General features: G+C 51.4%; 22 protein-coding genes and 1 pseudogene. 2 read left to right on the top strand and 21 right to left on the bottom strand.

Annotated features, from left to right (window positions below):
* Positions 1 to 508: 508 nt before the first annotated feature.
* The 10 genes and pseudogenes from ACGG9R_RS03345 to ACGG9R_RS03300 form a co-directional block, all read right to left on the bottom strand.
* The gene (locus tag ACGG9R_RS03345; protein ID WP_390151429.1) at positions 509 to 1696 is read right to left on the bottom strand and encodes an MFS transporter; all 1188 of its coding nucleotides are present in this window, start codon (positions 1694 to 1696) and stop codon (positions 509 to 511) included.
* A 163-nt stretch (positions 1697 to 1859) separates the two neighbouring features.
* A pseudogene (gene rfaE2 / locus ACGG9R_RS03340) lies at positions 1860 to 2300 on the bottom strand (D-glycero-beta-D-manno-heptose 1-phosphate adenylyltransferase); the annotation flags it as partial.
* A gap of 66 nt (positions 2301 to 2366) precedes the next feature.
* Positions 2367 to 2960 (bottom strand): SGNH/GDSL hydrolase family protein, encoded by a 594-nt coding sequence (locus ACGG9R_RS03335; protein ID WP_390151426.1) that lies wholly within the window; start codon positions 2958 to 2960, stop codon positions 2367 to 2369.
* A 149-nt stretch (positions 2961 to 3109) separates the two neighbouring features.
* On the bottom strand, positions 3110 to 4534 hold the full coding sequence (locus ACGG9R_RS03330; protein WP_390151423.1) for an ISLre2 family transposase: 1425 nt from the start codon (positions 4532 to 4534) through the stop codon (positions 3110 to 3112).
* A gap of 350 nt (positions 4535 to 4884) precedes the next feature.
* Positions 4885 to 8019 carry a multidrug efflux RND transporter permease subunit gene (locus ACGG9R_RS03325; protein WP_390151420.1) on the bottom strand — a complete coding sequence of 1045 codons (3135 nt, stop codon included), beginning with the start codon at positions 8017 to 8019 and terminating at the stop codon, positions 4885 to 4887.
* Positions 8020 to 8030: 11 nt separating this feature from the next.
* Positions 8031 to 9215 (bottom strand): efflux RND transporter periplasmic adaptor subunit, encoded by a 1185-nt coding sequence (locus tag ACGG9R_RS03320; protein ID WP_390151417.1) that lies wholly within the window; start codon positions 9213 to 9215, stop codon positions 8031 to 8033.
* A 153-nt stretch (positions 9216 to 9368) separates the two neighbouring features.
* Positions 9369 to 9848, bottom strand: a complete 480-nt coding sequence (locus ACGG9R_RS03315; RefSeq protein WP_390151414.1) for a YhcH/YjgK/YiaL family protein — start codon at positions 9846 to 9848, stop codon at positions 9369 to 9371.
* A gap of 377 nt (positions 9849 to 10225) precedes the next feature.
* Positions 10226 to 10780 (bottom strand): signal peptidase I, encoded by a 555-nt coding sequence (gene lepB / locus ACGG9R_RS03310; protein WP_022105222.1) that lies wholly within the window; start codon positions 10778 to 10780, stop codon positions 10226 to 10228.
* Positions 10781 to 11205: 425 nt separating this feature from the next.
* On the bottom strand, positions 11206 to 11739 hold the full coding sequence (locus ACGG9R_RS03305) for a hypothetical protein (RefSeq protein ID WP_390151411.1): 534 nt from the start codon (positions 11737 to 11739) through the stop codon (positions 11206 to 11208).
* A gap of 113 nt (positions 11740 to 11852) precedes the next feature.
* Entirely contained in the window at positions 11853 to 11990 is a 138-nt protein-coding gene (locus ACGG9R_RS03300) for a hypothetical protein (protein ID WP_390151408.1), read from the bottom strand.
* A gap of 60 nt (positions 11991 to 12050) precedes the next feature.
* On the opposite strand from ACGG9R_RS03300, the gene ACGG9R_RS03295 reads away from it, so the two are divergent.
* Entirely contained in the window at positions 12051 to 13802 is a 1752-nt protein-coding gene (locus tag ACGG9R_RS03295) for a DUF4127 family protein (protein ID WP_390155065.1), read from the top strand.
* A 474-nt stretch (positions 13803 to 14276) separates the two neighbouring features.
* On the opposite strand, the gene recN is transcribed toward ACGG9R_RS03295, so the two are convergent.
* From recN to ACGG9R_RS03240, 11 genes are all read right to left on the bottom strand, one after another.
* Complete coding sequence (gene recN, locus ACGG9R_RS03290) at positions 14277 to 15941, bottom strand: DNA repair protein RecN (RefSeq protein ID WP_390151406.1); 1665 nt, start codon at positions 15939 to 15941, stop codon at positions 14277 to 14279.
* A gap of 10 nt (positions 15942 to 15951) precedes the next feature.
* Positions 15952 to 16407 carry an arginine repressor gene (gene argR, locus ACGG9R_RS03285; RefSeq protein ID WP_390151403.1) on the bottom strand — a complete coding sequence of 152 codons (456 nt, stop codon included), beginning with the start codon at positions 16405 to 16407 and terminating at the stop codon, positions 15952 to 15954.
* A 308-nt stretch (positions 16408 to 16715) separates the two neighbouring features.
* Positions 16716 to 16985, bottom strand: coding sequence for a 30S ribosomal protein S15 (gene rpsO / locus ACGG9R_RS03280; protein WP_022106191.1), 270 nt, complete (start codon positions 16983 to 16985; stop codon positions 16716 to 16718).
* Positions 16986 to 17321: 336 nt separating this feature from the next.
* Positions 17322 to 17735, bottom strand: a complete 414-nt coding sequence (gene tnpA / locus ACGG9R_RS03275) for an IS200/IS605 family transposase (protein WP_045172396.1) — start codon at positions 17733 to 17735, stop codon at positions 17322 to 17324.
* Positions 17736 to 18019: 284 nt separating this feature from the next.
* Entirely contained in the window at positions 18020 to 18433 is a 414-nt protein-coding gene (gene tnpA / locus ACGG9R_RS03270; protein WP_390151400.1) for an IS200/IS605 family transposase, read from the bottom strand.
* 772 nt (positions 18434 to 19205) lie between these two features.
* Positions 19206 to 20177 (bottom strand): IS3 family transposase, encoded by a 972-nt coding sequence (locus ACGG9R_RS03265; RefSeq protein ID WP_390151397.1) that lies wholly within the window; start codon positions 20175 to 20177, stop codon positions 19206 to 19208.
* Positions 20174 to 20851, bottom strand: a complete 678-nt coding sequence (locus tag ACGG9R_RS03260; RefSeq protein ID WP_390151395.1) for a helix-turn-helix domain-containing protein — start codon at positions 20849 to 20851, stop codon at positions 20174 to 20176. Before ACGG9R_RS03260 ends, ACGG9R_RS03265 begins: the two co-directional genes overlap by 4 nt.
* A gap of 84 nt (positions 20852 to 20935) precedes the next feature.
* On the bottom strand, positions 20936 to 21724 hold the full coding sequence (locus tag ACGG9R_RS03255; RefSeq protein WP_022106190.1) for an ABC transporter ATP-binding protein: 789 nt from the start codon (positions 21722 to 21724) through the stop codon (positions 20936 to 20938).
* Between the two features lie 10 nt (positions 21725 to 21734).
* Positions 21735 to 22610, bottom strand: a complete 876-nt coding sequence (locus ACGG9R_RS03250) for an ABC transporter permease (protein WP_022106189.1) — start codon at positions 22608 to 22610, stop codon at positions 21735 to 21737.
* Between the two features lie 129 nt (positions 22611 to 22739).
* The gene (locus tag ACGG9R_RS03245; protein WP_390151391.1) at positions 22740 to 23780 is read right to left on the bottom strand and encodes an ABC transporter substrate-binding protein; all 1041 of its coding nucleotides are present in this window, start codon (positions 23778 to 23780) and stop codon (positions 22740 to 22742) included.
* 155 nt (positions 23781 to 23935) lie between these two features.
* The gene (locus ACGG9R_RS03240; RefSeq protein ID WP_390151388.1) at positions 23936 to 24928 is read right to left on the bottom strand and encodes an ABC transporter substrate binding protein; all 993 of its coding nucleotides are present in this window, start codon (positions 24926 to 24928) and stop codon (positions 23936 to 23938) included.
* Between the two features lie 286 nt (positions 24929 to 25214).
* Between ACGG9R_RS03240 and ACGG9R_RS03235 the strand changes: the two genes are divergently transcribed.
* Positions 25215 to 26327, top strand: coding sequence for an acyltransferase (locus ACGG9R_RS03235; RefSeq protein ID WP_390151385.1), 1113 nt, complete (start codon positions 25215 to 25217; stop codon positions 26325 to 26327).
* The last annotated feature ends 192 nt before the right edge of the window (positions 26328 to 26519 follow it).

Raw genomic sequence — 26519 nt, 5'->3', positions numbered from 1 at the left:
ATTCCGTTTGAAATCTTCGCTTGAATGAGAAATTAGAAATGAGAAATCCGAAATGGTGGTACGGCGCATAAAATAAGGAAGCGCCGCGGAATTTTGATAGTGCTTCGCGCTGTCGTCATCCCGAGCGTAGCCGAGGGATCTTTCTTGCACTGCGGTCAGTATCACATAAGCACCGGTACGGAAACGACGCCTTGGCGCTGCGTATTTCTACTTTCACACATCCTTCGTTTAGCGGTCTGCAAGAAAGATTTCTCGCTTCGCTCGAAATGACGATACGAGAGTCTCATGTCTCCTAGTCACTCCTAATCCCAAATCCCTAGCCACTCATCCCTGCTTTCAAACTTCAGGGGTCAGGGTTAGCCCACGGACGTGTCGCTCTTTGATTCCGTTGGAAAGCTTCACTTGAGCGAGAAATGAGAAATGGTGGTGGCGGCTCCGCCGCAAATATATATTTTGCAGCGAAGCTGCTACCACAACCTTGAACCCATCAACCTGAACCCTGAACCCATTATATGATTTTCCTTTCCCTATAGATCACGCATGCAGCGAGGAAAAAGCAGAAGGCCGTCGACCAGAAGACCATACCATAGCCCCACTGCATTGCGATGGCGCCCGACGCCATGGGGCCGGCAACATTGCCCATAAGAGCGAAACTGGTCGAGAAGCCCACCACCATCGTACGCTTTTCCGCCGGCACCACCGAGGCAAGAATGGTATTTGCGAGCGGCATAATCATCCCGAGGGAGAAGCCGGTGAGCCCGCGCATGAAGCCCAGCGTCCAGACCTCCGGCATCAGGTACTGGAGAATGAAGTTCACGCCTGTCACAAGAGACGCAATGATGAGGATCCTCGGCATAGAGACCCGCCGCGCAAGGCGCGAGACATTCAGAGAAGAGGTGACGCTCGTGGCGCCTGCGATGAAGATGATGGTCCCGACGATCGTCGCGACCGCCATGGCATCTCCACCCATCATTTCCTTGATATAGAGCGGGAGGATCGGACCGATCCCTGTCATACCGCAATTGCAGAGAAACTGCAGCATGACCATCAGCCGGACGACGGGATTCTTCATAAAGTAGGAAAGCTGCTTCACAAAAGATTCCCGCCCCCTTGCCTGTTCCTGTCCGATCTGCTTTGGCACCATCAGACGCACCGCAGCGAGGCAGAAAAATGACAGAGCGCAAAATATGACAAAGGGCATGCGATAGCCCATGGTATCAGCGATCATGCCGCCTACGAGAGGGCCGAACATGACTCCCATGACCATGGATGCCTGAAAGACACCCATCGCCCACGTCAGCTGCTTCTTTGGCGTCACATTCATGACGAGAGACATGCCGACTGCGAGAAAGCCGCCGGACATGCCCTGGATCATGCGGAGGATCAGAAGCTCTACGGGCGATCGTGTAAAATACATCAAAGCAATGACCACGCCCAAGATGAAGAGGATCATGGACAGCGCAAAACGCGGCCCCCGGCGATCGGCCTGCATGGACCAGAAAGGCGCCGCGATCGCGACGAAGAAGGGCGTCACACCCGAAATCAGCCCCGCCCAAAACGCCGCTTCTCCCGGGTCCGTGACGCCAAGCTCAGATGTCAGAAAGAGCGGAATGAAGGCAACGACGCCAATGATCGAGATCCCTGTCCCGATCTGTATCGCTGCAATGGTATACACGATTCGTTTCCAGTTTTGCATAGTATCAATGCCTCTTGAAAAAATGACTAGGGACTAGTGACTAGGGATTAGGGATTAGGGATTAAACATCTAATGACTCACGTCCGATGTCTAGTGCCCAATGTCTAATATCTGACGTCTGATATCTAGTCACTAGTCACCAGTCACTAGCTACCAGCCCTCATCACGCCCTGATTCTCTCAATCAGTTTCGTCGTCGAGTATCCATTGACGAAGGAGAGGATCTCCACGCGCCCGGCGTACTCTCTTCCGGCGACTTCTTCCACCTTGTAGTCCCCGCCTTTGACAAGGATATCCGGCTTCAGATGAGACAGGAGCTCGGTCGGGGTGTCCTCCCCAAAGATCACGACGCCGTCCACGCTGCGAAGGGCAGAGAGCATGAGCGCACGATCGTTTTCTCCATTCACTGGGCGCGACTCTCCCTTGAGCCGCTTCACCGATGCATCCGAATTCAGCCCCACGATCAGGTGATCTCCGAGAGAGGCCGCCTGCGCGAGATACGTGATGTGCCCGCGATGGAGCATGTCAAAGCATCCATTCGTAAATACGACGATCTCGCCCCGCGCTTTCCATGCTGCGATCTGCGCTTCCGCTTCTTCCCATGTAAAGACGCGCTGCTTCATAAGTTCCCTTTTTCGTTCTTCTCTATCATTCATCCTGTCTTTTCCTTTCTACCTCTCTTTGATCCTCCAAGCTGCCTCTGCCATATCTGCGAAGCGCTTATACCCCTTCTCATTCGGATGGAGACCATCATAGTACCATGCATCCTCCAAAGGGAACGCATGGGAAAAATCGATCAGGCACACGTTGCTCTCCTTTGCAAGCTCTCGTAAGAAATCCCCATATGCTGCAAGATCGAGCTGATTCCTTTCATAGACAGCTTCGCTCTGCCATCCGCTCCAGATGCTCTCCTTCGTCGCAAGCGGCGGGATGCCGATCGTGAGCGGCACCTTTCCGGAGATCGAGGGCAGCCGCTCTGTCAGTCGCCCCTCCAGAGAGGAGAGACGAAAACCGCAGAGGATATCATTCGTTCCACCCATGAAGAAGAAGCCTTCTTGACCGGATGTGAGCGCGGCAGTGCCTTCCAGTGCGTCCAGAATGTCTTCTGTGAGTGCGCCGAGGCTCGCGTGATTGATCCAGTTTATCTCCGGATGGCGCTTTGCAACCACCTCCACCCAGCCCGCGCCCGGGACTGCGCCGTAGCCTGCCGTCAGGCTGTCGCCGAAGCAATGAATGGTGTGAATATCATCTGTATCCCAATGCATGAGAGCTTCCGCCTTTCCTGTGTATTTGTCTCTAGTATAGCATAAATGGATGGGATGAGAGGGGACGACCCTTGATCCGATAAGTGTCAAGTTTTCCTCGGTAATTCATTTGACTGTCGATAATTACTATCTCCGTGGCTTCGGTTTAATCAGTATTTCTGTATTGCTCTGGCAAGTCTTCCCATGGGGGAAGAAGAAGCTCCATAAATGCCTATACGCCCTTCCAGGCATCCTGGCCTATAGTTTCTCATTCTGCGCTCTGCCTGCACCACGGCTTTGTGCATGGCTCTATCCATCTTTTTGTAGCTCTTCCCATTAGCATGGTACAAGAGGGCTTGCGTAAGCGTCTTATTCTTCCGGGCGGTCAGTACCCAGACCATGCACTCCATTCCTTCGCTGGACCAGCTCCGCCCCTGCCGTTTCATGCGATAGCTGTAGAACCGGTGATTCGTTTCTGCAGTACCCAAGTGGATTTCTGTATGGATGCCGCGCTGGCTCAGGCTTGGGATATAGGGAGCATTTCTTTCCAGATAGCTTTGCAGTTTGTTTACCTCCTCCAAATCCGCCTCTGTTCGGGCGCAGCTCCGGGCAGTGTCCATCCATACGGGAATCCGTTTCATAATATCGTCGGTCTGGTGAAACTCTCGGATCATACGGTCTACCAGTTCCCTCTTGCAGAAGCTGAGCCGGGTCCGGATCTTTTCATGTACATGATAGCAGTCACGGAAGTGCTGGTGATCCAGGCAGCCTTCTACCATTTGCTCAAAGTCCTGAAACTGGTACCCGGACCCTCCATCCCCATTCGATAGCACCGTGGTCTTAGACAGGTCATAGTGCCCATGCAGATAGCTTGCTGCCATTGCAAAAAGTTCTTTCCTGCTGGTGGACGCAAAACAGCGAAGTCCTACCAGTTCTGTCCTGTTGCCATTTTTCCTGACTCCTTCGTATACCTGGAGGCGATGCACCTCCGAGACCTCGCCTTTCTTCTTGTTTTTGAGGATGATTCCATCCCCTTCAATCGCTATAATCTCCGGCTGTACTGGCTTTTTATCCTTCTTCTCTTCTACGAATGCTTTTTCGTAAGCCTTTGCCTTCTTACCGGCATAATTCTTAAGTGAGATAACGGACTGATGGGAGATGGTAATCCCTGCCAGGTTTTGCAGGAGTTCACTGGCACTGCGGGATGTCGTAATTGCGACAGACTCGACAATCCGCTCAATCATTCCCAGGCTGTAGTGCTTTCTGGACTCAAAGCCCATTTTGCAGTCCAGGGGATAGAAGCTCTTCCCTTCTTTCTGCAGAAGTCTTCGGGTATAGGTCAGCTCTCCATAGCGGCAGCAAATCGTCCTAGGGTCCCGGCGTGCCACACGCCACCCCTGTACCTTGTAAATCTGATACAGCTCAGTGTCAATACGCGCCAGAGCCATAGCTATAAGCTGACAGTTCATTTCAGTGAGCCAATGAGTTAGCTTCCTTTCAGCCTCGATAGAGTCATCAGATTTCTTAATGAGAGAAATGACTGCACCAATTGCATTTTCACTCCAAATTTCTCCAGTTTTTGTTATAATATCCATGAGGAAAGCCCTTTCTTTGTTTTATTTGTGCACGGAAATTATAACATTTCCACTCAAAGGGAGGCTTTCCTCTTTTATTGTTTCTGGAAAAATTCCCCTACCGAGTAAAATTTTACACTAAGCTTGATCCGAAATGATAGCAAGTGAAGCGAGAGCACGCTCCCTGCACTTCATCATCGATGATCGTCTTGGCCGAATGGCATTGCCTTCCCCGCCTGTCCATGGATCACCAAGGAAAGGCCCGTACAAATGAGGAGGTCAGCAAAAAACATGACTTTCAAAAACGCAGTGCCCGCCAGCAAAAAGAGCCGCGAGCACAAGGCTCGAGGCTCTTTTTTTACTTACGATCATCAGTCTTCAGTGACGACTTTCTTCGATCTCTTGAATCCATGGATGTGTTCAATGACGACGAAGAGCATCGGAACGATGAAGATCTGGAAAATGGTAGCGGAAAGCACACCGAATACAACGGCAATCCCCATTTCAGAGCGGGAATTTGCACCTGCGCCGGTCGAGAGAGCCAGCGGGATGTTACCGACAATGAAAGCAAGAGATGTCATCAGGATCGGACGGAGACGGATCTTCGATGCTTCGACAGCCGCCTGAAGCGCTTCCATCCCGTGATCCGTACGGACTTTCGCGTACTCGACGATCAGGATGGCGTTCTTCGCAGCCAGCCCGATGATGGTCAAAAGACCGATCTGGAAGTAAATGTCGTTATATACATGGAATGCCATGGCTGCAAGGCTCGCACCAAAGAAACCGGTCGGTATCCCGAAGATGACAGTGAATGGAACCTTCCAGCTTTCATAGAGAGCTGCCAGAGACAGGAATACGAAGAGCATGCCGAGCGCGAGTGCATATACCGTCTTACCGCTCGCTTCACGTTCCTGGGCGGAGGATTCGACGAATTCTAAGCCATAACCATTCGGAAGGACCTGATTGGCGGTTTCTTCGAGCGCATCGAGCGCCTGCCCGGAGGAGTATCCATCCTTCTGCTGCCCGCCGATCTCGACGGCCGGGAAATTATCGTAACGAGTGATGACAGAAACGGCATTGGATTTTTTCGGAGTGATGAAGGTGGAGATCGGCACCATATTGCCCTTATTGTCGCGAACCGTCAGGAACTTGTTGTCCCCCGGGTTCGTGCGGTACTGGGTATCCGCCTGTGCGACGACCTTGAAGTTACGTCCATAAATGGTAAAATCATTGATCTGGACAGAGCCATAGTAGGCCTGAAGGGCGGTGAAGATATCACCGACAGCCACACCATTTCTCTGTGCTTTTTCTCGGTCGATATCAAAATTATACGATGGGGTATCGCTTCGGAAGGTGGTGTAGGCCATCTGAATTTCCGGACGCTGGTTGGCAGCACCGAGGAATTCTCCGACGACACGCTGGAATTCTTCATCCGATGCGCCGCTCTTGTTCATGATGTAAAGGCTGAAGCCGCCGGAGGAGCCAAGGCCCGGGATCGGAGGCGGATTCAGCGCCATCAGAGATACCTCCGGATGGATCGCCCCATACGCCATGGCTTTGCCCATCACTGCATTGATCTGTTCGTTTGGCGCTTTACGTTCATCCCACGGTTTCAGTTTGATGAAGGAAAGACCTGCATTTGGTTTCTGCCCACTGGACAAAATATCAAAGCCGGTGACGCCCTGCGACTGTTCGACCGCCGGATCCTTCCCCATGTAATCAAGGTAAGCGGTGATCGCTGCATTCGTTCTGACATTGACAGAGCCTTCCGGCAGCGAGAACGCCGTGATGAAGTAGCCATTATCTTCCTGCGGAAGGAATGCGGTCGGAAGCTTGAAGAAAATACCGAAGGCTGCGACCGTGATGACGATAAGGACAAGGATCGGAGCAGCGATCGCGTGTCCCATCTTCTGCAGGATCGCTCCGTAGATCTCCACCATACGATCGAAACCGTCATTGAAGGTATCCCAGAATCGATCAAGGAAATTTTTCCTATTCTGCTTCTTCGGCGGTTTCAGAAGACCGGCGCAAAGAGCCGGAGTCAGAGACAGCGCGACAAAAGCGGAAATCAGGACGGAGACAGCGATGGTGAGAGCAAACTGTTTGTACAGGATACCCATGATCCCACCCAGAAAAGCGACCGGTACGAAGACAGCAGCCAGAACGACCGCTACGCCGATAACCGGGCTCTGTACCTTCTGCATCGCAGCGACAGTCGCCTCTTTCGGGCCAAGGTTGTTATAGCGCATTTCATATTCGACGGCTTCGATGACGACGATCGCATCATCGACGACAAGGCCAATGGCCAGAACCATTGCGAAAAGCGTCAGGGTATTGATGGTGAATCCGAGAAGCAGGAAGGAAGCAAAGGTACCCAAGAGCGATACCGGCACCGCGATCATCGGGATGAGCGTGGATCTCCAGTTCTGCAGGAAAATGTACACGATCAGTGCTACGATGAGGAGCGCTTCGACGAAGGTATGCATGACCTCTTTGATGGAGGCATAGATGAAGTCCGTATTATCCATGCAGATGACATAGCTCATGTCATCGGGGAAGCTCTTCGCATCTTCTTTCAGCTTTTCCTTGATCGCACCCAGAGTTTCGAGTGCATTCGCATCATCGGTCAAAGAGAAGGCGAGAATCGCCGACTCCTGTCCCGCCGCACGGGAAATGAAGCTGTAGTCCTTTGCCCCCAGCTCGATACGGGCCACATCCTTCAGGCGAAGCATGGAGCCGTCATCATTGGTGCGAAGTACGATATCGCCGAATTCCTTCTCCGTCACAAGACGGCCCTTCGCCGTGATGATGTACTGGAAGGAGGCATTCGGATCGACCGGAGCACTGGAAATGTTACCGGCCGCGATCTGCTTATTCTGCGAAGAAACGGCAGAAATGACCTCGCTCGCAGTGATCTTGTTCTGCGACATCTTCGTCGGATCCATCCAGATACGCATCGCAAAGTCAGAGCCAAATTCCTGTACGTTGCCGACGCCCTTGATGGACTTCAGCTCATCCAAGTAGTTCATGGAGAAATAGTTTTTCAGGAAGACGTCATCATACGTGCCATTCGGTGAGAGCAGACCGACGACGAGTGCCATGTCCCCCGAAGATTTCTTCGTGGTGACGCCGATGGAACGGACTGTATCAGGAAGCCCTGCATCGGCAGCTGTGACGCCATTCTGTACACGGATGGTCGCCATATCCGAGTCCGTCCCCGTCAGGAACTGGACCGAGAGCGAATAGGAGCCATTCGAGTTCGATGTCGAAGACATATTATCAAAACCTTCGGCACCGATGACATTCTTTTCTATGACCTCGGCCACCGTCTGCGCTACGACTTCAGAGTCAGCACCCGGATAGGTCGCATGGACAGAGACCTGAGGCGGCGTGATCTTCGGATAGCGGTCGATCGGCAGTGAGAAAATACAGAGTGCCCCGGCGATCGTGATGACAAGAGCCACGACGATAGCAAAGATAGGGCGTTTAATAAAGAAATTTGCCATAGCTCCTCCCCTTATTTCTTAGCATCTGTCGTGCCATGCTGCGCAGAAACGGCCTTGATCGCCGCCTGTTCCAAGGCCTCGCGTGTGGTTTCTTCCGGAGCGACTGCCTGTCCGACACGGACTTTATTCTGGCCTTCGACGATGATCTCATCATTTTCATCGATGCCGCTTTCAATGATGGTATAGATGCCATAGGTCGCGCCGAGCTTGACCGCCTTCTGCTGGACCTTGCCATCGACGACGACATCAAGCATATCGCGGTTCAGGAGCTGTATCAGTGCCTTGGTCGGTACCAGGATGCTGCCCTTGGTGATTTCTGCATCAGAAACAACTGTCGCATACATGCCCGGTACGAGCAGGTTATCCGGATTTGCATACGCCGCCTTCATCGTCAGCTGTCCGCCGGTCAGACCCGGATTGATCTGGACGATCTTGCCGGTCTCCTGATAGATGGATCCATCAGCCAGGCGAAGCTTCAGGGCATCCCCGAGCGTTTCTGTGCCACTCTTATTCTTGGTGAGCGAGAGGTATTCGCTCTCCGACATATCAAACTGAACATACAGCGGATCTGCCGAGGAAATCGTGACGAGCGGCGTCTGTCCTGCCGAAGCGAAGGTGCCGATATTCACATCATCCATGGAGAGCGTCCCTGTGAAGGGAGCTGTCACGATGGTATCGGAGAGATTATCCGATGCGATCGCAGCCTGCGACTGGGCTGCTTCGACGACGGCCTGATAGGACTCTGTCGCTGCCTTCTGTGCATCATAAGCCTGCCTGGAAATCGCTCCCGTCGCGATCAGCTGCTCATAGCGGGCGAGATCGCGCTTCGCATTTTCATAGGTAGCCGAAGCCTGCGCGACCTGCGCCTCTGCGGCTGCCAGAGAGGACGAATAAGTGCGCGTATCAAGGCGGAAGAGCGGCTGCCCTTCTGTGACATGGTCACCGCCTTTGACGTATTTTTCCATGACTGTACCGGATACTTTCGAGCGGACCGGCACCTCCTGCAAGGCCATAATGGAGCCGGCATACTCTCTCTGGATCGGCGTGTCCGACTTGAACGGTTTGAAAGTCGTGACCTTCATCGCCTGCTGCTGCCCCTGCTGCTGTTTGGCCGACCCGCATCCGCCGGTCATCATGCCGGCGGAAAGCAAAAAGCCTGCCGCCATGGCAGCTGCCAAAATTTTTTTATACTTCATACTCTGCCCCCTTACACATACCACCTTCATCGTGCGGTACTGTAGAAATCGCTAGTAATCGAATATAGTCTATAATAGCAAAGAGTTGACTGTAAGTCAAGAAGAGGTTCGCTCAGTTTTCTGCAATCACCAGTCACCTCTGACCCCTGACTTCTATTTCACACTCACCCATTCCACCGGCACCTTCACGACAGCTTTGCGAAGCTGCCGGCTGCCGCTTTCTCCCTGGCAGAGCGGGCGATGGAGGTCTTCGGGGAAGAAGACGGCGAAACGGCCTGTCTCAAAGTACACCTTCGACTCCCCTTTGGGCGAAGACTCATAGAAATAGAGGTCACGCTCCGGATAACTCTCGATGCACTCTCCCGCTTCGAAGATCGTCTCCACGCCGAGCCATTCTTCTTCGCCTTCCACTTCATACTGGATATCGATCATTTTCTTATGACCTTCCAGCTTTCTATCCGCCGCCGGCTCTGTCACAGGCGACTCCACGCCCATATCGCAGCCATTGATTTTGTACTTTCCGTCAGGCACCGCAGTGAAATCAAATGCCGCGACTTCTTTCAGGCACTCGTAGATGAATGTCGGCAGCTGTTTCTTGTAGTCTTCCAAATGTTTGATATCTCCGGTAATCATGGCTATTCTCCTTTACTTTTCTCGTCCACGGAAAGGATCTGACACATGCGTTTCTGTGTTCGTGATTTTCCACGTTCATTGTACACTTTTCCGCGCCCATCCGCCACCGGGCATTTCCTCTCCTGTTATGATTTTTTAAGAGCCACTGGCTTGATCGTTGCTTGTTTTCTCTTACGCTTTCAACCAGAGCCAGGAATCCTTCGACGTGGGCAGCGGACTATGCAAGAAGGGCTTTGAAAAGCATGGCATGCAGATACATGTCAAACCGGATGCTGTGATGGAATCAGCTTTTCCCAATGGAACAGGAAGGATAGAGGCCGGCGTCTCCCACAATAAAACCGCCCTCTTTTCAGAGAGCGGCTTCCAAAGAATACTGATCAAAACTGGATCGCAACCTTACCGAGGACATGATCCACAGGTACGGGTCCGATAAAACGGCTGTCAGAGCTGTGGTTCCGGTTGTCGCCCATAACGAAGACCGTACCTTCCGGCACTGTATAGGAGCCGTCCATAGAGAATTCCATCGGTTCATTGATGTATGGTTCTTCCAGCTTCTCTCCATTGCGCCATACATGGCCTTCCTTAAATGCCAGCGTGTCACCACCCTTGCCAATGACGCGCTTCACCCAGACGTTGTGCTCACGGCTCGAGCGATCAAAGATGGCGATGTAGTTCTTCATCGGTTCTTCCAGATCATCCATCCAGGAGCGTTCGCGATGCGTGCGGCTGTCGATGATGACGATATCCCCATACTCCGGCGTTTCGCGGAAAACGTGGCTGATCTTCGATACGATGAGGTATTCGCCATTATTCAGTGTCGGGTACATCGACTGCCCCGATACCTTCGTCGGGACGAAGAGGAAAATATGAATGATCATGGCGATAAAAAGCGCCACGACGATGGAATAAATCCAGTCAAAAAGTTCGTGCATGAAAGTATGTCTCCTTATTATAAGTGAGCAGATAACAGGGATCGAGAGATAGCAGATGTCAGCCTTTGCCCTATTTTCCCCTCGGGCATCGCCCATCTTTGATTGGCAGCGGAGCCGCCGCTATTCTCATTCCCCTTTTTGTTTCTAATGAATCAAAAGATCCACAGACAATTTTCTTGGAATGACCGCAGATTTTTCATAAACAACGCCCCTATTGTACACCATTCTAGGCGAGTGGTCTAGGGAATTTAGTCACTAGTGACTGGTGACTTCAATACTACTTTTGGGCATCACCCTTTTTATACTCCGCGGCGCTTCTAATTTTCATGCGCCGCACCTTCCCCTTTGAACCCGTAGAACCTACAGAACCCACTGAACCTCTTTCACACGCAATCAAGGGAATGTGCGCCTCCACGGGCTAGCCCCTATTTCATTTCCTCATCCACCGCCGTTCGAAGCGTCATCAATGCTGCATACAATTCCTTAAACGGCCGGTCTTCATCCTCTTCCGGTACCCAACGGAAGAATTTATCACCGAATCTGAGCTCCGCACGGGTGAGGCGCTTGATGGGACCATACTTCTCTCTTTCATACGCATTCGTCTGGACGGTCGTCGACTTCGTGTCGGTCACAAACTGCTTCTGCGGAAGCTGGTAAAGAAATGCGATTTCCTTCGCGAAAGTCTCCATCACGTCCCGTGACAGCACCGCCTCTTTCTTGACAGGGACTCCGCTTCGCCAGTCATAGCGCACGCAGGCCCCATTTCCAAAATCAAAAGCGTAGTCAAACTGCCCGCCCTTTTCTACGAGATAGCCATCGGTGATGGAGAAGCGGAAGCTTCCCTGCAGGATGTCCTCAATGGCTTCCTTCTCGCTGATCTCCTTCTTCTTCAGCTGATCATAGATACCTTCACCAGATCCGGCCGCCTTGACCAGCTCATCAAATTGATATTTTGCCACAATGTATCTCCTTGTATTCACAGACCTTCATTTTTACTTTCCTTTGGGAGTGAAAAAAGAGGGCACGGCGTATCCGATGCATAGACCACCGCCATATATTCATTTCTCGCTGGTCACGCCTGCGTACCTTCTTCATTCATGGTATAATAATACCATATAAATATGTCACGCAGTAGCGTTTCTTCTACCGCGTTGAAAGATCTGTCATGCGGCGCTTTCATACTTTGACGCGCCGCTTCTCTGTTTTTCATTTCTCATTCTCAAACGGGGGCTTTCCATTGCACTATCATAAAAAAATCGGCGCGCTGGCTATGGCGTTCCTGCTCGCAGGCGGACTCGCTTCGATCGATGCGCGCACCATCCTGCTTGTACCGCAGGATGACCGTCCCGTCTCTCTTGACTACACGGTTTCCACCGCAGAAAAGGCCGGCTACACGGTGCTGACGCCGCCGAAAGGCTATCTTTCCGGGAAGAATTATCAGGGCAGTCCTGATCAGGTCTGGCGCTGGATCGAGCAGCACATGAGCGAGGCCGATGCGGCGGTGATTTCTACGGACACCATCATCTACGGCGGTCTTGTCGACTCCAGAAAGCACAACGAATCGCTCGATACGCTGATGGCACGGGAAAACCGTATCCAGCGGCTTCACCACATGTATCCGAATGTGCCGATCTATGCTTTCGGCACCATCATGAGAACGCCGTATGCTTCAAACAGCGGTGTCGAACCGTATTACTATGCCAAGTACGGCCACGACCTCTATGTACTCTCCGGCCTGCAGGACAAGATGGATCTAGGCACACTCACAAAGGATGAGGCGGCGGAAATGCTGTCCCTGAAGCTCTCCATCCCGTCCGAATATCTGCAGGACTGGTTCAAGCGCCGCACAAAGAACCATACGATCAACCGCCTGCTCCTCAAAGATACCAAGAGCGGCATCTTTGCCTATTTCTGTGAGGGGCATGATGATAACAGCACGAACTCCCAGTCCGCCATGGAAGCACGGTATCTGGGAAAGGAAAGTGCGAAGCTGTCTCCCAAAGTCTATGGCTCCTTCCCGGGAGCAGACCAGCTTGCCCTGCTCCTCATCGCACGCTATCACAATGACGTGAATCACCTCACGCCGAGCTTCACCTCCATCTATCCCTTAGGCCGCGCAGAGGATACGGTCCCCAGCTATGAAAGCCAGCCCATCGGAAAGACCATCGCCGAGCATGTAGAAGCCGTCGGCGGCATCATGGATCCCAAAGGCCGCCCCGACATCGTACTCGCCGTGAATACCCCCCTTTCCTCCACGGGTGAGTCCGGTCAGTTTTCCAATTACGGCATGATGAAGCCTTCCACCACGGAATTCATGAATCAGGTGAAAGCCGTCATCGATAAGGGCATTCCCGTCTCCATGGTGGACGTCTACTTCGCCAATGGCTCGGACAATACGCTCATGAGCCTCATGAAGCAGCATGATCTTCTCTACAAGGTCGCCGCCTACAATGGATGGAACACGGCCTCCAACACGATCGGCTATGCCATCGCTCAGGCCATCCTCGCGCCGGACATGAGCGAGACAGATCACCGCGATATGCTGACCGAGCAATACATCGACAACTGGGCATATCAGGCAAACGTCAGGAAGAACATCAACCGCCTGACAGAGCTCGAAAGGACGAATTACATCCCCACCCCGGCCATGAAAGAGGAAATGATCGCCGAGGTGCAGGACTTTGCCAAACGGAAAATGGGACTTGACCCTGCGACGATCTCCGCCGATTTCCCATGGGGACGCCTCTTTGAGATCAATGCCATGGTCTCGCCCACACCGAAATACACCGTCTACCTGACCGCTGCAGAGAAACAGCGCCGCGCGGAAGAAGCAGCCAAGAAGGCTGCCGAGGAAGCTGCTAAGAAAAAAGCTGCCGAGGAGGCTGCGAAAAAGAAAGCCGATGCCCAAGCGAAAACCGCCGGAAGATCAGACACTGTGATCGCTCCGGAGCAGCCGTCACCGGAAACCTTTTCCTCCGAGAACGACAGCGATGATGTATCGACCATCATCGTTTACAAATAAGAAAAGGGACTGTGAAGAAATGAATCCTCATTTCTTCACAGCCCCTTGTTACTTTGCTTTCATTTGGTTCAGGGTTCAAGGTTCAGGGTTTAGGTGGCGGCTTAGCCGCCTTTTTTTTAGAAAATGGTATTCTCGTATCGCAGCCTTCCCCTCTAGGGGAAGGTGCCCCGCAGGGGCGGATAGGGTGACTATGGCATGAAAGACAGCTGGGATAAGGTTGCCCGGTCACTCCTATGAGAGCTGCAAGTCCCCGCGGCAGATTGAAAACGAAAATGAGATGATCGTTATTTCACAGCCCCTTTTCTTATTTATGATAAGGTGTGAAGCTTATCCTGTGATCGCTTCGTAAAAGTATTCCCGCATCGTCATTTTCCCCTGAGCAGAGGATCTTTTTACAGGAAAAGCCCGCTCTGGTAAGCAACACGGAAAATGGAACTATCATCCGAGGAATCCGCCAAACCTCCGGCTCCATTCCTATCTTCCTATCACCAGCCGTCGCATTTCCTTCGCCGATGTCAGTGCGCTCTTTGAGTCTTCCGTACCGGAGATCATCTGCGCGATATTGTCCAAATGCTGCGCGTCATTGAGGAGTACCGCCTTTGTCGATGTCCGGCCATTTGCGATCGTCTTCACGATCTGATAGTGTCGATCCGCTGCACAGGCAGTCTGCGGAAGGTGCGTGATGCAGAGCACTTGGATCGTCTTCGCCAGGCAGGCGATTTTTCTGGCGACCTTGAGCCCCACCTTACCGCTGATGCCGACATCGATCTCATCAAAGATCAGTGTCTGCTGCGAGAGCAGGTGAGAAATCACCATCTCAATGGCGAGCGCAATACGGGAAATCTCCCCGCCGGATGCCGTATCGCGCATGCTGCGGAGCGGCTCACCCGGGTTCGCCGAGAAATAAAATTCCATCTCCTCTGCGCCATTGGGCATCGGGCTCTTCTGCGCGACGAGGTGCAGCTCCATCCGCGCATTTTCCATGCCCATATCCTTCAGCGTCGTGACGACCCCTGTGAGGATCCGCTTCGAGGAGATCATGCGATACCGATTCAGCACCTCTGCCTTCTTCATCAAAAGACCGGTCAGTGATGCATAATTTTTTTGAAGCGCCTCATTGTCATAGATGACTTCCTTCAGCGCCTCATATTCCTTTTTTGCCTTTGCTTCATAGGCGAGCACATCCGAAAGCGTCGGACCATACTTTCGTTTCATTTCAGAGATCACTTCATCCCGGCTCTGCAGCTCATTCAGCTCTTCCTCAGAGAAGTCGGTATCTGAAATGTAGGAATCAAGCCCATTGATGGCATCTTCCAGCGCATACGAGGCACTGTTCAGTGACTCGACGAAGGCTTCCAGCGCTTCGTCATACTTGGAGACCGATGACACCTCACGGATCGCATCCCCGATGGCATCCTGCGGACCATTTTCTGCCGTCAGAAGCTCCAGTGCCTGATGCACTGAGCGGAAAATGCGCTCATGGTTCTGGAGGACGGAGAGCTTCTTCTCGATCTCCTCATCCTCATCCGGCAAAAGATGTGCGGAAGAGATCTGGGAAAGCTCCCACTCCAGAATGTCCAGCCGCCGCTCCCGCTCCTGCTTCGCATTTTCATAGTCCTCGAGGGCATCCTTCAGCTTTTTCCACTCCCGGTAGGAATCCTGATAGTCCCTGTAGGCAGCTACTACCTCCGATGTCCCCGAATCCACCATCTTTTCGCAGAAAGGGATGGATAGGAGCTCCATATTGTCATTCTGTTCATGCAGACGCACCAGCATCTTGCCGATCTTCTGAAGCTGTTTGACGGTACAGAAATCCCCATTGATGGTACAGAGCCCGCGCCCCGACTTATTCAGCTTGCGCGACAGGATCACTTCGCGCCCCTCGCACTCGATCCCAAGCTTCTGCAAAGCAGAGACGATGCTGTCATCCGCATAGAAGATCCCTTCCACTTTGAAGAAATCAGCGCCGGTACGGATGAGATCCGTCTTCGCACGCCGTCCGGTGAGAACCGCAAGAGCATCGATCAGGATCGACTTCCCCGCTCCTGTCTCACCCGTAAAGATCGTGACCCCTTTCGTGAGATCGATCACCGTATCCTCGATGATGGCAAAATTCACGATATGTAAACTCTGCAGCATGGCAACCTCGTCAATTTTTCAAGAGACCCTGAAGCTTTTTGATCATAGCCGGTACATCTTCCGGCGTCTTCAGGATCAGGAGCACAGTATCATCCCCCGCCAATGTACCGATGACCTCCTCTGTCCTGGAATGATCGATGGCAAAGGCGACCGAGGATGCAGAACCCGGCAATGTGTGAAGCACGACCATATTCATCGCACTATCGATCCGGATGACCGCTTCCTGGAAAAGAATCGCGGTGTGACTCTTAGACATCACATTCGGCTTTTCACTCGGGAGAGCATACCGATAATGCCCATCCCCATACGGGATCTTGAGAAGCATCAGGTCCTTGATATCGCGGGATACCGTCGCCTGTGTCACGACGATCCCCTCTTTTTTGAGAGCATTTGCCAGCTCTTCCTGTGTCTCGATGATCTGCGACTGAATGATCTCTTTGATTTTCATGATTCTATATCGTTTCATAGCTGTCCTCCTCAAGCAATTCATAAACATACTTTTATGCATAGGCTGAAATATCTGCATAAACGAAGCCATACTTCCCGAAAGTATGGAAGATACTTTGTATAAATTGTATAGCATTTTATGAATAAGGTCAATGTTTTTTTGTATAAACATAAGAAAGCAGTGACCGTCAGCCGTAAACTGGTTTGATCCGCCCTGATGGATCCGTTTTCGCCCGCTGCTCCTTTTGCGGCAACAAAAAAGCAGCGGCAATGGCCACTGCTTTCCTGTGAATTATCTATGTCTATATAAGTGGAAAAAATTTTTAATTATTTCAGACGCAGGCCCAGTTTAGCACCGAGAGCTCTGTAACGTTCAATATCGCTGCGACGCAGGTAGTCGAGCATGTTTCTTCTCTGGCCGACCATTTTCAGCAGTCCGCGACGGGAATGATGATCCTTTTTGTGGGATTTCAGATGTTCGGTGAGCAGAACGATTCTCTTGGTGAGGATAGCGATCTGAACTTCCGGAGATCCGGTGTCACCTTCATGGGTGGCATACTGTTCGATGATTTCTTTCTTCAGTTCGGTTGTAAGCATAATAGCCTCCTAAAATAACACATGAGCTGTATCTAAGTCGCCGCCGGAGATACGTGCCACTGGGATACAGTATTCACAACGATAATTATTATACATGGAAATCAAGGAAAGTGCAAGGGGAATTAGAGGTTCAGGGTTAGCCCCTTGGGCGTGCCATCCCTTGATTGTGTATGAAAGCCTTGTTCGCCAGTTAGGAAGTTAGCAACCCCCATTTCAAATGGGGGTTTATTTGGAACCCCTCCGGGGTTTTGTACTGACACCTGCCTATGGCAGGTCTAGCAAATCGTCTTTGTACTTACAGCCGCCTATGGCGGCTCTTTCGCTTATTCGTCTTACTTACTTCTCGAACTTATCGCTTTCTTCTTGCTCTGAAATGTAACGCTTGATAACTTCTTCGTTGATATTCCCGACGGTTTCTACATAATAGCCTCGTGCCCAGAGATGCCGTTCTCCCCATCTGGCTTTTATCTCGGGATGCCGGTCGTATATCATTAACGCACTTTTCCCTTTGATATAGGCTACTACGTCTGATATATTCAACTTCGGCGGTATCCCGAGATACAGATGCACATGATCCACGCATGCAGCTCCCTTGATCAGTTCCACTTTCTTCATCTCGCACAATTTTCGGATGATTTCAACCAAATCTTTCCTCATTTGCCCGTAGAATACTTTCTTGCGATATTTTGGGATGAATACGATATGATATGTGCAATTCCATTTGGTATGAGCTATACTATTGTTGTCCATTTGGACTCCTCCTTTGTTAGCTAAAGTGGTTTGCTAGACCCTCTTTATTCTAACACTGGAGGATTTTTTATACTCTAGGCAAAGCTACGGCTCCACCGGGTCCCCCATCTCAGATGGGGGCTTAATATACGAATACAGTTAGGAAGTTAGCAACCCCCATTTCAAATGGGGGTTTATTTGGAACCCCTCCGGGGTTTTGTACTGACACCTGCCTATGGCAGGTCTAGCAAATCGTCTTTGTACTTACAGCCGCCTATGGCGGCTCTTTCGCTTATTCGTCTTACTTACTTCTCGAACTTATCGCTTTCTTCTTGCTCTGAAATGTAACGCTTGATAACTTCTTCGTTGATATTCCCGACGGTTTCTACATAATAGCCTCGTGCCCAGAGATGCCGTTCTCCCCATCTGGCTTTTATCCCGGGATGCCGGTCGTATATCATTAACGCACTTTTCCCTTTGATATAGGCTACTACGTCTGATATATTCAACTTCGGCGGTATCCCGAGATACAGATGCACATGATCCACGCATGCAGCTCCCTTGATCAGTTCCACTTTCTTCATCTCGCACAATTTTCGGATGATTTCAACCAAATCTTTCCTCATTTGCCCGTAGAATACTTTCTTGCGATATTTTGGGATGAATACGATATGATATGTGCAATTCCATTTGGTATGAGCTATACTATTGTTGTCCATTTGGACTCCTCCTTTGTTAGCTAAAGTGGTTTGCTAGACCCTCTTTATTCTAACACTGGAGGATTTTTTATACTCTAGGCAAAGCTACGGCTCCACCGGGTCCCCCATCTCAGATGGGGGCTTAATATACGAATACAGTTAGGAGTGCTGGTGCGGCGCATGAAAAAATAGAAGCGCCGCGAGTAAAAATAATGGCGATGCCCGAGGGTTGTATGTAGTCACCAGTCACTAGCTACCAGTCACATGAGGCTCCCAATCCCTAACCACTAATCCCTAATCCCTAATCCCTGCTTTCAAACTTAACCCTTGCGGCGTGCTGCCCCTTGATTCCGTTTGAAAGCCTCGATTGAATGAGAAATTAGAAATTAGAAATGGTGGTGCGTCGCATAAAAATATGGAAGCGCCGCGGAATTTTGATAGTGCTTCGCACCATCGTCATCGGAAGCGAAGCCGAGGGATCTTTCTTGAACTGCTATCAGTATCCCATAAGCACCGGCAGGGAAACGACGCCTTGGTGCTACATATTTCTGCTTTCACGCATCCTTCGTTTAGCGGTCTGCAAAAAAGATTTCTCGCTTCGCTCGAAATGACGATACGAGAGTCTGATGTCTCCTAGTCTCCAGTCACTAGTCACTAGTCACACTAAACCCCAAAAGCCCCTCTGCACCAATGATCAGCCCCTGTCAAGGTAGACATGGCAAATATCTAAAAAATTATAGCCGTAAGTTCCATGTTGGTGTTTTAGTATCAGCATGGGATTTGCGGCATTTTGTTATGCCGCGAATTTTGCTTTGTATTTCTGAATCCGTTTGTTCTCGGCAATCGGGAACTGTTCCGGGTTCTTCGCGTGCAGAGCTGCCATGCGAACTTCCATTGGCGTCCTTACTCCAAATCGTTCCTGAAAACGTTCGTAATTGTAAAAATGGACGTATTGGTCGATGGCCGAACGCAGCTCGCCGCCGCTGCTGAACTTATTCAGGGAATACATCTCTGTCTTCACAATTCCCCAGAAACCTTCCACTGGGCAATTGTCGATGCAATGCCCAACACGGGACATGGATTGCTCCATCCTCTGCTTCGAGAGCTTGAACTGGAATGCTTTACTGGTATACTGGAACCCCCGGTCACTGTGGAACAACGGGTGTGCTTCCGGATTTTTGCGAATCGCCTGCTCAAATGTGTCAAACACCAGCTTATTGTCATTGCGTCCGCTTATGACGTAGGCGACAATCGACCGGTCATAGAGATCGAGGATGGCGCTCAAATAGAGCTTTTTGACGACTGATCCTTCGTACCATTTGAATTCTGTCACGTCCGTTGCCCACTTCTGGTTCGGTCGTTCTGCCTGAAAACCCCTGTGAAGGATGTTCTCTGATGTGGCTTCTGGTGTGGTCCTTCTGTATTTTGCCTTCTTGCACCGGATCACGGAATGGATATTGAGCTCCTTCATGAGTCGATGAATGCGGTTCCTGCTGTAATGCGTGTGGTTCAGGCGATTGATCCAATCAGTCATGCGCCGATAGCCCAGGATGTGGTGGAATCGTTCATCATACTCTTGGATCAGTTGGGCGATGATCTCGTTTTCTTTTTCCGCTTTTGGGACATCTCGCTTCAGCCATTGATAATAGGATGCTCTCGTAATACCTACCTGACCACACAGCCAGCAAATGCCCCAGCCCTTTTCTGCGTGGCACTGCTGGATTGCTTCATAGGTTATGGCATGGCGCAGCCTGCCAAGTTTCACCTCCCTTCCAGGGCTTTCAATTTTTTTAAGAAATAGACCAACCTCTCCTGTTCCTCAAGCTGCCGTTTCAAGCGCCGGTTCTCACGCCGGAGACGTTCCATCTCGTCAACTTCTTCGTCGGTTTTATGATGTCCGCGCCGGTCGGTAAGGCCAGCTTCCCCGTCAGCGACGTATTTCCTCACCCAATCGTATACCTGACTGTAGGAAACGTCATAGTGCGCAGCGGTGTCCTTGTAGTTCTTGCCATGCGATAGACAATACTCCACAATCTCCTTGCGCTCCGAAAGCGATGTTTTCTTTCTTGCTCCTGCCATATAGACCTCCCGTTTTGGATCGTAGTCCTTAAGTTCTATATGGTCATTATACTGCTTCATCCAGTGCCGGAGAACGGAACGGCTTGAAATGTTGTATTTTGCTACGATGTTGTCAATGCTGCCCTCGCCACGTAGCACGGCAAGGACGCAGCTTGCCTTGAATTCCTTGCTGTAGCTTGCGTTCCCAGCTCTATCCATGAAAGAGGCCTCGCCCTGTTTCTCGTATTTCCTTACCCAGCCACGAAGACTCCGCTCGGATATCCCATTCGCTCTGGCGATTTGTCGGTAAGATCCTTTGCCGGAAAGATATTCTCTCACTCTGGCAAGCATCCAATCTGCTGAATGTTTCCTTTTGGCCATTAAAAAAATCCCCCTAAAGCAGTTTGGTTATTTACCTTGTCTGCTTTAGGGGGATCATATCACAATGGCAGAGAGGCTTTCCCTTTATCCCAAAGCGACGCGGTCACTGACCGTACCGCTGGTCTCTTCGAATTTCTTCAGCAGATCTTCGATGGTGAGATTTTTCTTTTCTTCCGGTGTATAATCCGCAATGATACGACCGCTGTTCATCATGATGAGACGGTTGCCGTATTTCAGCGCGTCTCTCATGTTGTGCGTGATCATCAGTGTCGTCAGATGTTGTTCGGTGACGATCTCATCGGTGATTTTCAGCACCTTGGACGCTGTCTTCGGGTCGAGAGCAGCTGTCGGTTCATCGAGGAGAAGAATGTCCGGTTTTTTCATGGTCGCCATGAGCAGCGTGAGAGCCTGGCGCTGCCCGCCGGAAAGAAGTCCGATGCGGGTGCCGAGGCGATCCTCCAGACCGAGATCCAGACGGGCCACCATGTCTCTGTATTTCTCATGATCCCCGGCGGAAAAAGCCCATTTCAGGCGGCGGCTCTCCCCTCTTCGGGAAGCGAGCAGAAGATTCTCTTCGACCTGCATGCCGGCCGCAGTGCCTTTCAGCGGATCCTGGAAAACGCGGCCGATGTACTTCGCTCTCTTGTATTCGCTGACGCGGGTGACGTCCGTGCCATTGATCTCGATCGTCCCTGCATCGGGAATATACGCGCCGGCGATGGCATTAAGAAGCGTACTCTTGCCCGCGCCGTTGCCGCCGATGACGGTACAAAAATCACCGTCATTCAGAGTGAGCGACAGACCATTCAATGCTTTCTTTTCATTGCTGGTGCCCTTGAAGAAGGTTTTGCTGATGTTGGTAACTTTTAACATGGGATCAGCCTCACTTTCCGACATTGACTTTGCCTTTGATCATTGGCGCAGCCAGTGCAAGGACAACAATAATAGCAGTAAAAAGCTTCAGGTCATTCGGCGGCATGCCCATATAGAGGACGACAGCGATGACCACACGGTAAATGACAGAGCCGAGGATGACGGCAGCAAGAGAAGCAGAGAAGCTGTCGACGCCAAGAATAACTTCGCCGATGATGACGGATGCGAGCCCGATGATGATGGTGCCGATGCCCATGCCTACGTCAGCAAAGCCGTTGTTCTGTGCAACAACCGCGCCGCAGAGACCGATGAGGGCATTCGAAATGAAAAGACCGATGATGATCATGGTATCGGTATTTACACCCTGGGCGCGCACCATCTGTGTATTATACCCGGTCGCGCGGATGCACATGCCAAGCTCTGTACCGAAGAACCAGTAAATGAAAGCACTGCAGAGGAAAAGCAGCACTGCCGGCACGAGGAAGGCCGCGACAGAGTTGCTCACATGCAGGAGGCTCGCCGTGGTCGAGAAGATGGTGTCCACACGAAGCAGGGAAATATTCGCTTTCCCCATGACATGCAGGTTCACCGAGTAGAGCGCGATCATGGTCAGGATCCCTGCCAGGATGGCCGGGATCTTGAGCTTCGTGTAAAGAATACCGGTCACGATACCGGCAAGAAGACCGCCGAAAGCACCGGCTGCAATGGCAAGCCATGGCGAAGCACCAGCTGCGATCATGGATGCTGCGATAGCACCGCCCAGCGGGAAGCTGCCTTCGCAGGTCATATCCGGTACATCCAGTACGCGGAAGGAAAGAAATACGCCGATGGCCAGGATGGACCACATGAGCCCCTGGGCAACGGTGGAAAATGCTAAATCTGCCATGTAAATTCAATGCTCCTTTTCTGCTATGCTACGGAATAAAATCAAAGGGAAATCCATCCGATGAACTTCCCTTAAAGGCGTACGCCCTATGTGACGGACGACCGAGAACGATCAATAAACAGCCCTGTTTTACGGTCTTGCCGGCTGTCCATCATAAAGATAGAGCTTTCTGCCGCGCTGCCAGATGTCACCGGGGAGTGGAATATTGAGTGCATTCACCTGTCTCATGTTGATGACAAGATCCGGATCATGCTGCTTGGTGATGAGGATATCCTTCGGGATCTTTTCTCCCGCAAGAAGCCAGCAGGCCATACGCCCACCGGAGAATCCCATGCGGTAATAGGACGGAGACACGGAGAGGACTGCTCCGCGGGAAACCATTTCCTTCTGCTCGCCAATGATCGGCACCCAGGCGTCTGTGGCGATCTTCACCATGTCATCAAAGTGTGCAAGAACCATCGGATCTTCCGGCATATAGACGCATTTGACCTGCGAGATCAGGTTTTCAAACTGCGGCCCTGCTTTTTCGCTGTCGTTATACTTGATCTCCACCAGCTTCAGCTGCTTCTGTTCTGCAACGGCGCGAAGCATCTTGACCTGCTTTAGAGCCCCCTCATCCTTGGGATTGTAAATCACGCCCATCGGATCGAGCTTCATGAAGCGAGATGCCATCCGTACCTGATTCACGACCTGCGGATAGTCGCTGATACCGGTGAAGTTTTCATGGTCTTCGAAGTCTTTGTCCTTCTGGAAATAAAGAACGCCGATGCCGACGACAGGGATGCTCTTCGTCACCTTTGCGGCCGCCTTGGCTGATGGAGTGCCGATGGCAATGATGAGATCCTTCTTGCTGCGGACGAATTGATTCACCGCGCTCTTCACTTTGCGTTCACTGCCAGCTGCTTTGACGAGCTCGACCTTCATATTCTTTCCGTCCTGATAGCCGCCGGCTTCAAGAGACGCCATGACGCCTTCGAGCATCTTATCCTGCTCGGGCAGATCGTCCGACTGCAGGATACCGATGCTATAGACTTCTTTCCTGGCGATCGGGACCGGCGGATTTTCATCCACAGGTACCGGTCTGTCATGATAGAGGAGAATAGCCATCGCGATATTGCAGATGGCGAAAATGAGCATGAGCCACCACAGCTGTTTCAGTTTCGAAGCCAATGAGGTTTTCCTTTCTCTTTTATACAAGGAAAAGTAACCTCTTCCTCTTTCACGGAAAAGGTTACTCCTTTGTATGCCTTACTTATACACCGGGAACATGCAAACCGTATCTCCCGGCAAATGCCTGCTTAAGGTAATTCAGCGTTTCCTTACTACTACATCATTTCCGCGCGGTCCAGAACCGACTGCGGGATGGTGATGCCAAGCGTTTCCATTTCTGCTTTATTGATGTAAAGTTTCGATTTGTCAGCGCCTTCGACAGGGAAATCCTTGACCTTTTTATTGCCCTTCAGGATCTCTGCTGCCATCTCACCTGCTCTATGACCAATGTCATAGAAGCTGATAGATTCCGAAGCAAGGACGCCGGACTTCACATGCCCCACCTCTGCGCCATAGACCGGGATCTTTTCCTTATTTGCGACGGCCATCAGTGTCGGAATGGATGAAGCGATGATATTATCCGTCGGAACGAAGATCGCATCGACCTTGCCTCCAAGGAAGCCCTCAGCCACCTGCTGCACATCATTCACCGAGTTCACCGTGAGCTCGACGACTTCGATGCCAAGCGGCTGGCAAGCCTTTTTCAGACGATCGGCCTGAATGACGGAGTTGATTTCACTGGAATTGTAAATGATACCGACTTTCTTTGCATTCGGCTGGATCTCATGAATGAGTGCCACCTGCTTATCCAGCGGACCTCTGTCGTGGGTTCCTGTGATATTGCTGTCCGGCGCTTTTTCCGACTTCATGAGTTTCGCATTTTCGAAATCAGCGATCGCCGTACAAATGATCGGGATCTTGTCCGTCGCATTCGCCATCGTCTGCGCTGCCGGTGTAGAGATCGCACAGATCAAGTTGTAGTTTCCTGAAACGAAGCGATTGGCGATCGAGCGTAGATTCGACTGGTCGCCCTGGGCATTCTGCTGATCGATATCGACCTTGTCCTTGAGCCCCTGTTCATTCAGTGCATCGACAAAGCCTTTGTTCGACTCATCCAGTGCCGGGTGCTGCACGATCTGTACCACCCCGACCTTCATCTTCGCATCGCTCTTGCCGCCGTCACTGCCGCCGCAGCCTGCGATGAGACCCGCAGCCATCAGCCCGCAAAGACCTGCCGCCAAAATTTTCTTCCATTTTTTACCTGCCATTCTACTTTTCCTCCATTTCTATTTTGCAAGCACATGACCCTCCATCCGCCTCCGAAAATACCATCCTACGTCTTGCTCACCAGCGGTTGCGTCTTGTACTATGCATTGGGTTAAAGAAATTATAACACACGGGCATAGATTTGGAAAGAGAAATGGGGCTTACGGCATGGGGAAGCCATTCGTTCATAGGAAGCCGACTTACAAGCCCTGCTCCCAAAGCCCTTTCCCCTCCTCCCCATTCATGGTATGATTAAGCCGCAAATATATTAGCAAAGAAGGTTTTCCCATGACAAATGATACCCCCACACCGACGTCCAAACCCGCCAAAAAGAAGCTGCTCCACATCGAATTTTTGCGCTTCCTCTGCATCTGGCTGGTCATGTTCACCCATAGTGCGACCGAAGGTTTCTCTATTTTCATTCACCGCCCCGAGTCGCTCTTTTATCCTTTCTACCTCGCCGTCCCCTTCTGGGTAAAGACCGCGGTGCCTATCTTTTTCATGATCTCGGGCGCACTGCTCCTGGGACGCGAAGAGCCGATCTCCACCATCTTCAAGAAACGCATCTGGCGCTTCCTTCAGGTCATCTTTGTCTTCTCTCTCATCAACTATGTCTGGTTCTACCACAATCTTCCCCTCACGATCCTTGGTCACATCGCGAAATTCTTCACGATGCTCTACTCCTCGCAGATGGCAACCGCTTATTATTTTTTATACATATATATCGGCTTTCTCCTGATGCTCCCCATCTGGAGAAAACTGGTGAAGGCCATGACGGAGGATCTCTATCTCTACCTCATCGGGCTCAATCTTTTCTTCGTTGGCTGCGTGCCTGTCATTTCCTTTCTCATTTTCAAGGGCAGCGCGGAGATGAACTACTTTGTAAACCCGCTCCTCGCGATCAGCGAGCCGTCTTTCTACTTCCTCATGGGCTACTGGATCGAACATGTACTTCCCGACACATGGCTGACGAAGAGAAATCTTGCAAGATTGGGACTTATTGCCATCATCGGCACCGCCATAGCCGGCTTCATGACCTACTACCACGGCGTATGCGCCGGCGGCATGACGGAAGCCATCTCCGAGCGCTTCTACGACTCCTTCCTCTTCCTGAATACCGCCTTCGTCTTTTGCCTCACCCGCTGGTACTTCATGACCCACCACATCTCCGATGCTTGGTCTCACCGCCTCGTCTTCCTCGGAGGCATCTCGTTCGGCGTCATGCTCTTCGAAGAAATCACAAGAAATCTCACACACATCATCCTCTCCCGCGTTCTTCTGGTCTATCTCTACCGCTTCCCCTTCTTCGATGCCGTCATCTGGATCACCCTTGCCTACGCACTCGGTGTGGTGCTGACGTGGGGAATCAAGAAGATCCCATATTTCAGAAAACTGATCTGATGAATCCCGCAGGTCCTATAGGTGATGCATGCTCAATGGGAAACCCAGTCCCCCCATAAAACGTGTTGCCGCGGGGGACTTGCAACTCTCATAGGAGTGACCTGGAAAAACCTTATCCCAGCTGTCTTTCATACCATAGTCACCCTATCCGCCCCTGTGGGGCACCTTCCCCTAGAGGGGAAGGCTGCGATA

The sequence above is a fragment of the Dialister sp. i34-0019-2H8 genome (assembly GCF_042846925.1).
Classification (GTDB): Bacteria; Bacillota; Negativicutes; order Veillonellales; family Dialisteraceae; genus Dialister.
Note: the sequence above shows the minus strand (reverse complement) of the source record. Positions and strands in the feature narration are given on the sequence as shown.

What these genes read in the sequence shown, in the direction of transcription:
- ACGG9R_RS03295 (WP_390155065.1), top strand. Translation starts at nt 12,051, where the DNA reads ATGGCGTTCCTGCTCGCAGGCGGACTCGCTTCGATCGATGCGCGCACC.
- ACGG9R_RS03345 (WP_390151429.1), bottom strand. Translation starts at nt 1,696, where the DNA reads ATGCAAAACTGGAAACGAATCGTGTATACCATTGCAGCGATACAGATC.
- ACGG9R_RS03335 (WP_390151426.1), bottom strand. Translation starts at nt 2,960, where the DNA reads ATGCATTGGGATACAGATGATATTCACACCATTCATTGCTTCGGCGAC.
- ACGG9R_RS03255 (WP_022106190.1), bottom strand. Translation starts at nt 21,724, where the DNA reads ATGTTAAAAGTTACCAACATCAGCAAAACCTTCTTCAAGGGCACCAGC.
- ACGG9R_RS03320 (WP_390151417.1), bottom strand. Translation starts at nt 9,215, where the DNA reads ATGAAGTATAAAAAAATTTTGGCAGCTGCCATGGCGGCAGGCTTTTTG.
- ACGG9R_RS03330 (WP_390151423.1), bottom strand. Translation starts at nt 4,534, where the DNA reads ATGGATATTATAACAAAAACTGGAGAAATTTGGAGTGAAAATGCAATT.
- ACGG9R_RS03325 (WP_390151420.1), bottom strand. Translation starts at nt 8,019, where the DNA reads ATGGCAAATTTCTTTATTAAACGCCCTATCTTTGCTATCGTCGTGGCT.
- ACGG9R_RS03240 (WP_390151388.1), bottom strand. Translation starts at nt 24,928, where the DNA reads ATGGCAGGTAAAAAATGGAAGAAAATTTTGGCGGCAGGTCTTTGCGGG.
- argR (WP_390151403.1), bottom strand. Translation starts at nt 16,407, where the DNA reads ATGAAACGATATAGAATCATGAAAATCAAAGAGATCATTCAGTCGCAG.
- ACGG9R_RS03235 (WP_390151385.1), top strand. Translation starts at nt 25,215, where the DNA reads ATGACAAATGATACCCCCACACCGACGTCCAAACCCGCCAAAAAGAAG.
- rpsO (WP_022106191.1), bottom strand. Translation starts at nt 16,985, where the DNA reads ATGCTTACAACCGAACTGAAGAAAGAAATCATCGAACAGTATGCCACC.
- ACGG9R_RS03300 (WP_390151408.1), bottom strand. Translation starts at nt 11,990, where the DNA reads ATGAAAAACAGAGAAGCGGCGCGTCAAAGTATGAAAGCGCCGCATGAC.
- ACGG9R_RS03260 (WP_390151395.1), bottom strand. Translation starts at nt 20,851, where the DNA reads ATGGCCAAAAGGAAACATTCAGCAGATTGGATGCTTGCCAGAGTGAGA.
- ACGG9R_RS03250 (WP_022106189.1), bottom strand. Translation starts at nt 22,610, where the DNA reads ATGGCAGATTTAGCATTTTCCACCGTTGCCCAGGGGCTCATGTGGTCC.
- lepB (WP_022105222.1), bottom strand. Translation starts at nt 10,780, where the DNA reads ATGCACGAACTTTTTGACTGGATTTATTCCATCGTCGTGGCGCTTTTT.
- tnpA (WP_045172396.1), bottom strand. Translation starts at nt 17,735, where the DNA reads ATGGACAACAATAGTATAGCTCATACCAAATGGAATTGCACATATCAT.
- tnpA (WP_390151400.1), bottom strand. Translation starts at nt 18,433, where the DNA reads ATGGACAACAATAGTATAGCTCATACCAAATGGAATTGCACATATCAT.
- recN (WP_390151406.1), bottom strand. Translation starts at nt 15,941, where the DNA reads ATGCTGCAGAGTTTACATATCGTGAATTTTGCCATCATCGAGGATACG.
- ACGG9R_RS03315 (WP_390151414.1), bottom strand. Translation starts at nt 9,848, where the DNA reads ATGATTACCGGAGATATCAAACATTTGGAAGACTACAAGAAACAGCTG.